This is a genomic window from Planococcus sp. 107-1 (assembly GCF_021513255.1).
Lineage (GTDB): Bacteria > Bacillota > Bacilli > Bacillales_A > Planococcaceae > Planococcus.
The window spans coordinates 2,145,036-2,157,529 of sequence record NZ_CP090977.1; the positions used below are offsets into that span (position 1 = coordinate 2,145,036).

The 12,494-nt window shown below is 45.5% G+C and carries 8 protein-coding genes, 4 pseudogenes and 1 other annotated feature; of the genes and pseudogenes, 3 read left to right on the forward strand and 9 right to left on the reverse strand.

Translation table 11 applies throughout. The features are described from left to right. Positions 1–17: 17 nt before the first annotated feature. The 5 genes and pseudogenes from priA to L0M13_RS11340 all read right to left on the reverse strand — a co-directional run bounded on the left by priA (position 18) and on the right by L0M13_RS11340 (position 4,788). Positions 18–2,414 carry a primosomal protein N' gene (priA, locus tag L0M13_RS11320; protein WP_235196602.1) on the reverse strand — a complete coding sequence of 799 codons (2,397 nt, stop codon included), beginning with the start codon at positions 2,412–2,414 and terminating at the stop codon, positions 18–20. After that, entirely contained in the window at positions 2,404–3,609 is a 1,206-nt protein-coding gene (coaBC, locus tag L0M13_RS11325) for a bifunctional phosphopantothenoylcysteine decarboxylase/phosphopantothenate--cysteine ligase CoaBC (RefSeq protein ID WP_235196603.1), read from the reverse strand. The genes priA and coaBC overlap by 11 nt, the downstream gene beginning before the upstream one ends. Positions 3,610–3,683: 74 nt before the next feature. After that, complete coding sequence (gene rpoZ, locus L0M13_RS11330) at positions 3,684–3,908, reverse strand: DNA-directed RNA polymerase subunit omega (RefSeq protein ID WP_235196604.1); 225 nt, start codon at positions 3,906–3,908, stop codon at positions 3,684–3,686. Further along, positions 3,908–4,527 (reverse strand): annotated as a pseudogene (gmk, locus tag L0M13_RS11335) (guanylate kinase). The gene rpoZ and the pseudogene gmk overlap by 1 nt, the downstream one beginning before the upstream one ends. A gap of 1 nt (position 4,528) precedes the next feature. After that, positions 4,529–4,788, reverse strand: a pseudogene (locus L0M13_RS11340) (extracellular matrix/biofilm biosynthesis regulator RemA family protein). A gap of 130 nt (positions 4,789–4,918) precedes the next feature. Between L0M13_RS11340 and L0M13_RS11345 the strand changes: the two are divergent. The 3 genes from L0M13_RS11345 (at position 4,919) to L0M13_RS11355 (ending at position 8,282) form a co-directional block, all read left to right on the forward strand. Beyond that, the gene (locus L0M13_RS11345; RefSeq protein ID WP_235196605.1) at positions 4,919–6,583 is read left to right on the forward strand and encodes an Rqc2 family fibronectin-binding protein; all 1,665 of its coding nucleotides are present in this window, start codon (positions 4,919–4,921) and stop codon (positions 6,581–6,583) included. A gap of 152 nt (positions 6,584–6,735) precedes the next feature. Then, positions 6,736–7,584 (forward strand): transporter substrate-binding domain-containing protein, encoded by an 849-nt coding sequence (locus tag L0M13_RS11350; protein WP_235196607.1) that lies wholly within the window; start codon positions 6,736–6,738, stop codon positions 7,582–7,584. A 20-nt stretch (positions 7,585–7,604) separates the two neighbouring features. Then, complete coding sequence (locus L0M13_RS11355) at positions 7,605–8,282, forward strand: amino acid ABC transporter permease (RefSeq protein ID WP_235196608.1); 678 nt, start codon at positions 7,605–7,607, stop codon at positions 8,280–8,282. A gap of 73 nt (positions 8,283–8,355) precedes the next feature. Here the strand turns inward: L0M13_RS11355 and L0M13_RS11360 are convergent. The 4 genes and pseudogenes from L0M13_RS11360 to L0M13_RS11375 form a co-directional block, all read right to left on the reverse strand. After that, positions 8,356–8,756: pseudogene (locus tag L0M13_RS11360) on the reverse strand (VOC family protein). A gap of 70 nt (positions 8,757–8,826) precedes the next feature. Then, a pseudogene (argS, locus tag L0M13_RS11365) lies at positions 8,827–10,510 on the reverse strand (arginine--tRNA ligase). Between the two features lie 49 nt (positions 10,511–10,559). Beyond that, positions 10,560–10,765: a binding site (T-box leader), on the reverse strand. Between the two features lie 65 nt (positions 10,766–10,830). Next, the gene (locus tag L0M13_RS11370; RefSeq protein WP_235196609.1) at positions 10,831–11,109 is read right to left on the reverse strand and encodes a hypothetical protein; all 279 of its coding nucleotides are present in this window, start codon (positions 11,107–11,109) and stop codon (positions 10,831–10,833) included. A 33-nt stretch (positions 11,110–11,142) separates the two neighbouring features. Beyond that, the gene (locus L0M13_RS11375) at positions 11,143–12,465 is read right to left on the reverse strand and encodes a D-serine ammonia-lyase (RefSeq protein ID WP_235196610.1); all 1,323 of its coding nucleotides are present in this window, start codon (positions 12,463–12,465) and stop codon (positions 11,143–11,145) included. Between the last annotated feature and the right edge of the window lie 29 nt (positions 12,466–12,494).

Consider the following 12,494-nt stretch of genomic DNA (forward strand, 5'->3'; position numbering starts at 1 on the left):
CTGTTCTCTCCATTTCTTTACATGACGGAAGTCGGATTCATATCGATTGCTAAGGTAGCACCTTTTTTAATCCATTCTGAGCGATAGATTTTAATCAATTGCTGCATGACTTCAGCCAACTTCGGTTCTTTTTTGTATTTTATCAAACATTGATAGCGATATCTATTGTTGACACGGGCGATCAGTGAAGCTGAAGGGCCGATGATCAAAGTATTCGAAGAGAGCTGCTCTTTTAAATAACGGACAGATTGCTCCGCATAAGCAGCAGCTGTCATCAAATCTTCGTGCGTGAATTGGATATTCACGACATAATAATAAGGCGGATAGCCGCTTGCTCTGCGCATCGCCATTTCTCGGTCATAAAACGGTTCATACAATTGGTCTTTCGCCAATGTGATCGCATAATGCTCCGGCGTATAGGATTGCACAATGACCGTTCCCGGCAGGACATCCCGCCCCGCTCTCCCGCTGACTTGCGTCAAAAGCTGGTAAGTCTTCTCGGCGGCACGGAAATCAGGCAAATGAAGCGTCGTATCAGCGGATAACACGCCGACTAGCGTGATATTCGGGAAATCCAGCCCTTTTGCAATCATTTGCGTGCCAAGCAGAATATCCGCTTTCCCTTCACCAAATGCGGAAAGAATTTTTTCATGAGCGCCTTTATTCCGTGTCGTATCGACGTCCATCCGGAGAACCCGGGCTTCCGGCACTAAGCGGGCAAGTTCTTCTTCCACTTTTTGGGTTCCTGTTCCGAAAAATCGGATATGTTCGCTTTCACACTCCGGACAAGTATGCGGCACAGGCTCGTCGTAGCCGCAATAATGGCATTTCATCATTTCAGTCGAGCGGTGGTAAGTCAGCGAAATATCGCAATTCGGACATTGCATGACCGTTCCGCAGTCGCGGCAAAGAACGAATGACGAATAGCCTCTTTTGTTCAAGAATAAGACGATCTGCTCTTTCCGTTCCAGCCGCTCCCGGATCGCTTCTGCGAGCGGTATGGAAAACATTGAACGGTTGCCGCTTCGAAGCTCTTCACGCATATCAACAATTTGGACTTCGGGAAGAGGCTGGTTTTTGGCTCGCTGCTCGAGCACCAAAAGTTCGTAAACCCCTTTTTGCGCCCGTGCATAGGATTCCAAGGAAGGCGTCGCGCTTCCGAGAATCACCGGACAATTATGGTATTGACTCCGCCATATCGCCATATCGCGTGCATGGTACCTCGGCGAATCATCTTGTTTGTAACTGGATTCATGCTCTTCATCCAGAATAATTAATCCGAGGTTGCGGAAAGGCGCAAAGATAGCCGACCTTGCACCGACGACCACTTTCACTTCTCCGCGCTGGATTTTTCGCCATTCATCGTATTTTTCGCCAGCCGATAAGCCACTGTGCAGCACGGCGACCAGGTCTCCGAAACGTTCTTTAAAGCGCAGCGTCATTTGCGGCGTCAACGAAATTTCCGGCACCAGCATAATCGCTTCTTTTCCATCTTTCAGCACTTGATCAATCGTCTGAAGATAAATTTCCGTTTTTCCGCTTCCCGTAATGCCGTGCAGCAAGAACGTCTTAGAGGTATTGAGCGCCTCATCAATTGCATCAAATGCGATCTGCTGCGCTTCCGTCAATTGCAAAGAATGTTTCCGTTCAATTTCCGACTGTAATTTCGGATCCCGGTAAAGTTCTTCATTATCGATGAAGGCCGCCCCTTTTTCGACCAGGCTGTAAATTGTCGGCAAGGTTGTTCCTGCTTCTTTCTGCATCTGGGAGGACTCGATGGATTTTCCTAGATTCTGCTTCATGTATTCCATCAGCTTCAGCTGCTGCTTTGCATTGGGGCGCACTTCAATCGCCTCCAGCACATCCAGCGAATCGGTGATGTGAATCATCCGGACTTTTTTGACAGCGGTTTGCTGCGAAATATCGGTATCTGCAACCACCGTGCCTTTTTCTAATTCTTTTTTCAATAAACCATAGACCTCGACGGCATCTTGGGCACGCACAAAAGGCCGTTTGCCAAAATAGACACGAAGCGGCTCGGCAATTTCTTCAATAGGCGCGTCCAAAACAAAGCGCTTTTCATATTTGGCACGGAGCGCTGATGGAATCATCACTTGAAGGGCATCAATTTCAAAGCATACAGTCTGCTTTTTCATCCATTTTGCCATTTCCAATAATTCCTCATTCAGTACCGGCACAACGTCCATCAATTCATGGATCGGCTTTAGCCGCGCTGGATCGAATTCGGTCGTGTTTTTTATGGCAGTGATGAAGCCTAGGACTTTGCGGTTGCCAAAAGGCACTTTGACCCGCATACCGGGTTCAATCAAAACTTGCAAATGTTCAGGAATTGCATAATCGAAAGGCCGGTCAATGGGATGTGCGGCTACGTCGACAATGACTTCAGCGATCATGGCGCTCTTCCTGTTCATGGATCATTTCTAAAAGTTTGCGTGCCAGTTCCGCTTTCGGCATCATTTCAAAGGACTGTTCAAATCCATCCTTGCCGTAAACGGTCACCCGGTTGGTATCGGATTCAAAGCCCGCTTGCGCTTCACTGACATCGTTCGCAATAATGTAATCCGCATTCTTCCGCTGCAATTTGTCTTTAGCATATTTCGCCACATCGTTCGTTTCAGCCGCAAAACCGATCAATAATTGATGTGTTTTTTGTTCGCCCAAATAATGCAGGATATCGACTGTGCGCTCAAGTTCAATCGTTGAGCCGCCTTCCTGTTTCTTCATTTTTTGTTGATGTACGGTCATCGGGCGGTAGTCAGCGACCGCTGCCGTTTTAATGACCATATCCGAATCGTCGAAATGCCGCTTTACAGATTCCAGCATCTCTTCTGCACTTTCTACGAAAATACGGGTTACACCGCTTGGTACCGGCAGCGACACAGGACCGCTGATCAAAACCGTCTCCGCTCCCATTTCCGCTGCTGCTTGCGCCATGGCATAGCCCATTTTGCCGCTGGAGAAATTGGTTAAGAAGCGCACAGGATCAATCCGTTCTCTTGTCGGCCCTGCTGTCACAACCACTTTTTTGCCTGCCAATGGTTCTGGAGTTGCAAAAAAATCTGACACTAGCGCTGTAATTTTTTCAGGTTCCTCAAGACGCCCTTTTCCAACATAGCCGCATGCTAAAAAACCTTCAGAAGGTTCGATGAATCGCACACCGTCTTCATGAAGCTGTTGGATATTGCGTTTGACTGCCGGATGGTCATACATATGGACATTCATTGCCGGAGCCATCCAGATCGGCGCTGTAGCTGCAAGCAAAGTTGTCGTCACCATATCATCGCCGATTCCATTGGCCAATTTGCCAATGACATTCGCTGTCGCAGGAGCCACAAGAATCAAATCTGCCCAATCCGCTAAATCGATATGGGCGATTACTGATGAATCTTTCTCATCGAACGTATCAAAATAGACATCATTTCTCGACATTACTTGGAAAGACAAAGGCTGGACAAATTGGCGGGCTGATTCCGTCATGATCACTTTCACTGAAGCACCCGCTTGGGATAGCTTGCTGACAAGCGCAACCGCTTTATAAACGGCGATCCCTCCGCTTACACATAATAGAATTTTACGATTTGCCAACAATATAAACACCCTTTCTAAACAACAAACTCCCAAAGAACAAAGTTGCTCTGGGAGTCGTCGGTTACGATTAATCGTTAAATTTCATCTTCATAAATTGCAAATTCATCTTGGTGTTCCGGTTTTAATGCTCCGGCAGCGACTTCTTCAAGCGCTTTGCCGACAGACTTATGGGAAACGTATTTATCGAGCTTTTCGTCGCCGTGTTCGTGCAATTGGCGTGCCCGCTTAGAAGCAAGCGCAACCAGTGAATATTTTGAATCGATTTGAGTTTTAAGTTTATCAACGGATGGGTATAACATCAGGCATTCTCCTTTAGCATATCGAAATATCTTTTTTCTACACGTTCACGTTTGCAATGTTCTGCGATGATGATAGCATTGATGCGGTCACAGGCATGTTCAACTTCGTCATTTTCTACGACATAATCGTATAAGTTCATCATTTCAAGCTCTTGGCGGGCAGCTCCGAGACGGGAAGCGATCACTTCGTCTGTCTCAGTGCCCCGGCCGATCAGCCGCTCTTCCAATTCGGACAAACTTGGAGGCGCCAAGAAAATGAAGAGGCCATCCGGCACTTTCGAACGCACTTGCGCCGCGCCCTGCACTTCAATTTCAAGAAATACATCCCGGCCGGCATCCCGCATTTTATTGACGTATTCAAGCGGCGTGCCGTAGTAATTGCCGACGAACTCAGCCCATTCAAGCAGTTGATCCTGTTCGATCAATTCTTCAAACTCACTGCGGTCTTGAAGAAATAATCGACTTCATCCACTTCGCCTTCACGCGGCGCTCGCGTCGTCATCGAGATGGAGTATTCATAATTTGTATCCGGCTGTGAGAACAGCTCTTTTCTGACGGTGCCTTTGCCGACACCCGAAGGCCCTGATAATACAATCAGAAGTCCGCGTTGTTTTCTCATTTTATCCCTCATTCATCTCGTCATCGTTTTGTTCTGCGCGCTGCATTACGGTTTCTGCAGAGACTGCGGAAATCACCACATGATCGCTGTCCATAATCAATACAGACTTGGTCTTTTTCCGCCAGTGGCATCGACCAGCAACCCTTTGCTGCGCGCTTCTTGGATCAGCCGCTTCGACGGTGCAGAATCCGGCGTGACAATAGAGATTATGCGACTTGCCGAAACGGCGCTGCCGCCGCCTAGAGAAATGAACTTCACCATTTTCTTCACTCCATCACCGCCATTTGCAGCTGATCATTCTTCTTCGTTTTCTATCTAACTGTCTTATTATATCATAATATACCTTGAAAATGATAAGATAGAACAAAACGATTTGAAAGAGGGATTTTTCATGGCATTTGATGGATTATTTACAAAAGCGATGACAACAGAGCTTCAGCAACTGGTGTCGGGCAGGATTTCAAAAGTTCATCAGCCTAATCAGCTAGAACTATTATTGCAGATCCGTTCTCAACGGCAAAACCATAAATTATTAATTTCCATCCACCCTTCCTATTCGCGCATACATATGACGGGCATGGCGAATGTTAATCCGTCAGAGCCGCCGATGTTTTGCATGCTGCTGCGGAAACATATTGAAGGCGGTGTGATTACGGAAGTGGTCCAGCACGAAATGGACCGGCTGATTATTTTAAAGATCAAAGCGAAAAACGAAATCGGCGATGACATTGAACGGGAACTCCATGTGGAAATGATGGGGCGCCATTCAAATGTCATTTTAGTCGATGCCGAGCGCATGATGATTCTCGACAGTTTGAAGCATTTGCCGCCGAGCGTCAATACATTCCGAACCATTTTACCGGGACAGCCATACGTCTTTCCGCCGTCCCAGGAAAAAAAGGATCCATTCGGAGCAGCTGCGCAATTGGCCGCGCTTGACGAAAAAGAAATCGTCAGCCAGTACGCTGGATTTTCTCCATTAAATGCACGTGAACTGCATTACCGGATGGCGCAAGCAGACGATAAACAAAAAGCGGCTGAAGCGTTTTTGGCGGCTTTCTCCGCTGCTGATCCTCGGGGCTATTACGTGGAACATGAAGGGAAAAGTTATTTCTCCGCTTCCTCGCTTACACATATTAATGGAAACGAGCTTGGGTTTGATAATTTGGGTGAACTATTGGACCGGATGTATTTTGCCAAAGCGGAACGCGACCGGGTCAAACAGCAAGCTGGGGATCTGGAACGCTGGCTTCAAAACGAAATCGCCAAATTGAAATTGAAATTGAAGAAATTGAAAAAAGAACAAGACCAAGCGGAGAAACGCGATTTGCTGCAATTAAATGGAGAATTGATCATGGCGAATCTCCACCGGATCACGAAAGGCATGAAAGAAATTGAAGTGGACAATTACTATACGGATGAAAAAGTAATGGTCACTTTAGATCCGCGAAAAACGCCGATTGAAAATTCCCAGAAGTATTATTCGCGCTATCAAAAAGCTAAGACGGCGCTCGTCAAGACGCAAGAGCAGATTGAAAAAACGGTAGATGACATCAATTACTTTGAAACGCTGATGCAGCAAGTCCAACAAGCAGGCATTTCAGACATTGAAGAAATACGGGAAGAATTGGCGGAGCAAGGATTCATGAAGGCCCAGAAATCGAAGAAAAAGAAAAAACCGACCAAACCTTCTGTCGAACCCTATGTGTCTAGTACAGGCGTTCCGATTTCCGTCGGTAAAAATAATAAACAGAATGATTACGTGACATTCAAAGTCGCATCAAAATCCGATACATGGCTCCATACGAAAGACATCCCAGGTTCGCATGTCATTATCCACAGCAGCGATCCGGATGAAACAACGATTCTGGAAGCGGCGGCCATTGCTGCCTATTTCAGCAAAGCCCGTGAATCTTCTTCCGTACCGGTAGACTACACCGAAGTGCGACAAGTGAAGAAACCGAACGGGGCCAAACCTGGATTTGTTATTTATTTTGAACAAAAAACTGTTTTTGTGACACCTGATGAAGATCTGGTCATTAAATTAAAAAAATAAGTTTATGCTCCCGCAGACATTTTTATGTTTGCGGGATTTTTGCGGTTTACTGTGTGGTTTGACCACCGCTATTAATTGGGCAAACAGACAAATTGCCCAAACCCCTTTAACATGCTATCTTTTATAGGAATGAAAATTAGGAGGTATACATAATGTTGAAAGCGTTAACATGGAAGAACGGGATTGCCGCTGTAGGCATCCTCTCTCTTGGATTACTGGCAGGCTGCAGCAACGGGGACCAAGAGGAAGAAACTTCGGAAACGAAAAGTGCTTGGGATGAAATTCAGGAGAAAGGTTCGCTCAAAGTGGCCACTTCCGGGACCTTGCTTGCCACTTCTTTTAGAGATGCAGAATCCGATGAACTGACCGGATTTGAAGTGGAAGTCGTACGTGAACTTGGCGAACGGCTCGATTTGGAAATTGAATTTACAGAGCTTGGATTTGATGAAATGTTGACGAGCGTCAACACCGGGCAAATCGATATCGCAGCCAATGATATTGAAATCACCGAAGACCGCTTGGATAATTTCATTTTCTCCATACCGATTAAATATTCTTACGGCACGGCAGTAGTCCGGAAAGATGATCTTTCAGGCATTAAAACCTTGGAAGATTTAAAAGGAAAGAAAGCTGCGGGTGCTTCCACTTCAATTTATATGGAAATTGCACGTGATTACGGAGCGGAAGAAGTGACTTACGACAATGCAACAAATGAAGTTTATTTGCGCGACGTGTCAATCGGACGGACAGATGTCATCCTTAACGATTATTACCTTTCCACTTTCGGAGTTGCTGCATTCCCAGAACTGAATATCACCATTCACCCGGATATTAAATACAGCCCATCAGAAGTTGGACTGGTGATGAATAAAGACAACGAAGAGTTGGCGGACAATGTCAATCAGGTTCTGGAAGAAATGCTTGAAGACGGCACCATTTCCGAAATCTCCGCTGAATTTTTCGGCGGTGCAGATGTCTCCGTCAAACCCGATATTGAATAGGCACACGAGGAGGATTTTGAATGGCTGACATCGAATGGGGCTTGCTGTTTGACCCGCAGCTTGCAATCGAGTCTCTTCCTTATGTTTTGGAAGGAATCTGGTACACGCTTTTAATTTCACTGGTCAGCATGGGACTCGCCCTCATCATCGGATTTTTCCTGGCGCTTGCAAGAACTTCGAAATTCAAGATTCTTCAATGGCCAGCCCGCCTTTATATCTCTTTTATGCGCGGCGTTCCAATTTTGGTTATTTTGTTTTTGCTCTATTTTGCGTTGCCGGTCATCGGCATTGAATTTTCAGCATTGCAAGCAGCACTTATCGGTTTTACGATCAATTGCGCTGCTTATATCGCAGAAGTTTTCCGCTCTTCCCTCGCTTCAGTGGACAAAGGGCAATGGGAATCTTCCACAGCACTCGGCTTGAGCTATTGGCAAACGATGAGGCGCATCATTTTGCCTCAATCGGTGCGCATCGCGGTTCCACCGCTTTCCAATGTGTTTCTCGACCTCATCAAAGCATCTTCTCTGGCTGCAATGATTACAGTGCCTGAAGTTTTCCAGAAAGCGCGAATTGTCGGCGCACGTGAATACGATCTCCTGACTCTTTTAATCTTAGTTGCGTTAATCTACTGGGCCATCTGTTCAGTGATGACCATCTTCCAGAACTATATGGAAAAACGTTATGCAGACTATTTGTAAGAAATTTAAATGAAAGACAAAAAAATGCCTGAAACACCTGTTGTCCAACAGAATGTTTCGGGCATTTTCATTTTCAGCTTTCCGGCATATACATCACTTCCCAAAGGTGGCCGTCGACGTCCTGGAAACTCCAGCCGTACATATACTCATCGTCCATCTTGTCATTTGACGCTTTGCCGCCTGCTTCAATTGCCGTTTGAACCATCTCATCCACTTCCGCTTTACTGTCTGCCGAAATGGCCACGATGACTTCCGTAGCCGCCTTAGAATCCGTTAACTGTTTATTGGTGAATTTCAGAAAAAATCTTCAACCAAAAGCATTACGTAGATATGGTCCCCGACTATCATACAGGCTCCTTTTTCGTCGGTCATTTCATCATTAAAGCCAAAACCGAGTGCAGTAAAAAAGTCGATTGATTTCTGCAAATCCTTCACCGGCAAATTGACATAAATCTCTTTCGCTTTCCTGGCCATTTTATCCCTCCACTCCCATTTGATCAATTCACTCCTTTTATTCGCCGAAAATCATTCGATTCCTCTATTTTCACATCTGTTCAGGCGCACCAATTCCAAGCAGCCTTAACCCCTCTTTTAGAACGATGGCAGTTGATGAGACCAAGGCCAGTCTGCTTCCCAATTCCGCATCTACCTGCAGAATTTTCACTTGGCTATAATATTTATTGAAATCCTGAGCCAATTCAATCAAATATTTAGCGATTGCTGAAGGTTCGTTGTGATGGAAGCTTTTTTCAATGATGTCCGGGAATTCGAGCAGCTGTTTCACCACTTGCCAGCTAAACGGATCGTCCAGGCCTTCAACCGCTCCATGATCGCCTCCCGCTTTATGCAAGATCGAACAGGCCCGTGCGTACGTATATTGGACATATGGTCCTGTAGCGCCTTCAAAACGAAGCATATCTTGCAGCGAAAATTCCACATTCGTCATCCGTTCGTTGCGGAGATCATGGAAAATCACGGCACCGACGCCAACCATTTCAGCAACTTGCTGCTTGTCTTTCAGCTGGGGATTCTTCTCTTCAATATTTTGTTCAGCCAGTTGGATGGCTTCTTGCAGAACTTTTTCCAGAAGCACAAGGCCGCCTTTTCTGGTCGACATCTTCTTGCCGTTTTTCAAGATAAAGCCGAACGGAATATGCTCCATTTCTTCTGCAAAGGAGAAGCCCATCTTTTTCAAAGTGTAAAAAACTTGCTTGAAATGCAAAGTCTGTTCTTGGCCTACCACATATAAGGCTTTCGCGAATTGGTAGTTCTCTTGGCGGTATATAGCGGCTGTCAAATCCGCGTTGCATATAAAGTAGCGCCGTCTGATTTTCTGATTAACAGCGGAGGCATGCTCTCTTCCGACAAATCCACCACTTCAGCCCCTTCGGAAGCACTCAATAAATTCTTTTCGGCCAATAGCGCAATGGTGTGCTGCATTTTATCGTTGTAAAAAGCTTCACCGTTCAATGAATCAAATGATACGCCAAGCAATTGATAAATCGTATTGAATTCCTGAAGCGATTCGTCTTTGAACCATAGCCAAAGCCGTTTTGCCTCTTCGTCGCCGTCTTCTAATTTCTTAAACCAGCTTCTTGCTTCGTCGTTTAACGCGGATTCTTTTCTGCTTCCTGATGAAATTTCACATAAAGTTCCAGCAATTCCTTGATGGGCTGCTTTTGCACAGCATCTTCGTCGCCCCATTGTTTATAAGCCACGATCAATTTGCCGAATTTTGTGCCCCAGTCTCCCAGATGGTTGATTTTCACCGGTTGATAACCGCATTTTTCCGCTATTTTTGCCAGCGAATTCCCGATGACCGTTGACCGCAAATGCCCCATCGAAAAAGGTTTTGCAATATTGGGGGACGAAAAATCGATGACGATATTTTTCTGTTTGCCGAACTCATGCTGTCCGTAGGCGTTTCTCTTCATCTTAATTTCTTCGATCACGGCTTTACTTTCCACTTTCTTATGGAAAAACGCATTTATGTAGGCACCGTCTGCTACGACTTTTTCAAAGGCTGAATGGCTGATACGCGGTGCTAGCTCTTGTGCGATTTTGGGAGGTGCTTTTCTCATCATTTTTGCTAAAGCAAAACAAGGAAATGCCAAATCGCCTTGCCCTTCGAATTTCGGCTTTTCAATCAGTTGCTGGATTTCGGATAAATCCATTTTCCCTTCGATTTTTTCTTCAATGGCTTGTGCAAACTCTGCTAAATTTTTCATTTTCTCTCTCCTTTTTAAAAACAATAGAAAAATCCCGCCTCTAAATAAATTTAGAGACGGGATTCCCACGGTACCACTCTGATTGCCCTAACAGGCCAGCTTGAAAAAGATAACGGATTCCTCCGACTGCACCCTACTTTCATTTCAGGGAGTTTCTCAGAAGTGCGCTTCATTTTGAATTCAGCTATCAGGCTTCCACCATCCCCGACTCGCTAAAGCTTTCTTCAAAACTACTCTCTTCATCACAGAATTTTTGGTTATTTTTGTTATTCTAAGCGAAAACCGGAAAAGAGTCAAAGCTATTTTGAAATCTTTTCGATTTACGCCTTTAAAGAATCTACGTAATTTTTAGCATCCAACAAAGATAAGCCAAGGGACTCTCGCGCCATTTTGACTGCTTCGATGTTTTTCCCTTGAGCCAACAGCTCGCGAAGTTCTGAATCGACTTTCGGATCTTCAGCAGGCTCGCCTTTGCGTAAAGCATCGATGTTTTTTTGCATTGCGGCCATTCGCTTTTCCATCGCCTTAAACCGTTCATTCACGGAGGAATAAAGTAAAAGCATTGCTGCCAACACAACCCCTATTATCAGTAAGTTCATTTCCTATCCCCTTTCCTTTCTCTATAAGCTTATTTACAATAGTTTTTTGCCTTTTTCATAAAATTCCATCCGTTCATTTTCTGGCACGAGTGAGCCTCCAGTTGCCCAGACGATATGCACAGCTTTCGATTCGTCTATCCCGTGCTTCTGCAAATAATCGGTTTTCATCAATTCCGTTGGTCCCTTTAGCCCTGCAGCTGCTGAAGGTTCGATGAAAATCCCTTCGCTGTCCCATAAAAGAGCCAGCCATTTGAAGAGATCATCATCTTCGATTGTATAGACGCCACTGACGAGATGTTCACTAATGGAAGAAGCGAAACTGGATGGGCGCCCTACTGCTAAACCGTCCCCTTCTGTCCGGTTATCAATGCCGAAATCCTGAACGCTGACCTTTTCTTTTTCACCAGTGCCCAAGCCGATCAAAACTGCCGGCGAATGGGTCGGTTCAACAAAAAAGCAATGGGCTGCATCTCCAAAAACCTGTTTTAAGCCGAACGTAATGCCTCCAGGTGCTCCGCCTACGCCGCAAGGCAAATAGACGATTAAAGGATGCTCTTCGTCAATTTGTACATTCGCTTGTTCCAATTGCTCTTTTAAGCGGAAAGCCGCAACACTGTATCCGAGGAATAAAGGCTTTGACTTTTCATCATCCACAAAATAAGCATAGGGATTTTTTCGCGTCTGTTCCCTGCCTTCCGTAATGGCTTCACTAAAATCACCTAAAAATTCATGGACGATTGCGCCTTTTTGCCGAAGCAATTCTTTTTTCCAAGGCTTCGCATCTGCCGACATATACACAGAAGTCTGGAACCCAAGCTTTGCTCCCATGATGCCGATGCTCAACCCCAAATTTCCTGTTGAGCCGACGCCGATTGAGTACTGGCTAAAAAATTGATTAAACGCGTCACTCAGGAATTTTTCATACGAATCATTTTCAGCTAAAAGCCCGGCATCCATTGCTAAATTTTCTGCATGCTGCAAAACTTCAAAAATGCCGCCACGCGCTTTCACCGACCCGGCAATCGGCAGCTCACTGTCGCATTTCAAATATAAAGCGCCTCGCACTTCTGCTGTACTCCGCCCATTTAAAGCATTTTTCATTTCAGTTATCTCGCGAAGCGGCGATTCGATAATGCCATCTCCTGTTTCAGGAAAAGCTTTTGCAAGAAACGGTGCAAACCGTAGCCATAGTTGAGCAGCTTGCCCCATGTCTTCCTTGGATACAGCGAGTGGAGGAAGCTCCTCCATTTTTTTCAGTTTCGGATTTTGCCAGAAGAGCGGCTCTAATGACATCGCTTGGTCCAATACGGGAAAGCGCCGCTGCCACTCTTTGAGTTGATGCTCGGTAAAAGGCATGGTTTCATTCCTCCTTGTTGTTTAGACCA

Excerpts from the sequence above, each read along its gene's own strand:
- priA (WP_235196602.1), bottom strand. The coding sequence starts at position 2,414 with ATGATCGCTGAAGTCATTGTCGACGTAGCCGCACATCCCATTGACCGG.
- L0M13_RS11355 (WP_235196608.1), top strand. The coding sequence starts at position 7,605 with ATGGCTGACATCGAATGGGGCTTGCTGTTTGACCCGCAGCTTGCAATC.
- L0M13_RS11370 (WP_235196609.1), bottom strand. The coding sequence starts at position 11,109 with ATGAACTTACTGATAATAGGGGTTGTGTTGGCAGCAATGCTTTTACTT.
- L0M13_RS11345 (WP_235196605.1), top strand. The coding sequence starts at position 4,919 with ATGGCATTTGATGGATTATTTACAAAAGCGATGACAACAGAGCTTCAG.
- L0M13_RS11350 (WP_235196607.1), top strand. The coding sequence starts at position 6,736 with ATGTTGAAAGCGTTAACATGGAAGAACGGGATTGCCGCTGTAGGCATC.
- L0M13_RS11375 (WP_235196610.1), bottom strand. The coding sequence starts at position 12,465 with ATGCCTTTTACCGAGCATCAACTCAAAGAGTGGCAGCGGCGCTTTCCC.
- rpoZ (WP_235196604.1), bottom strand. The coding sequence starts at position 3,908 with ATGTTATACCCATCCGTTGATAAACTTAAAACTCAAATCGATTCAAAA.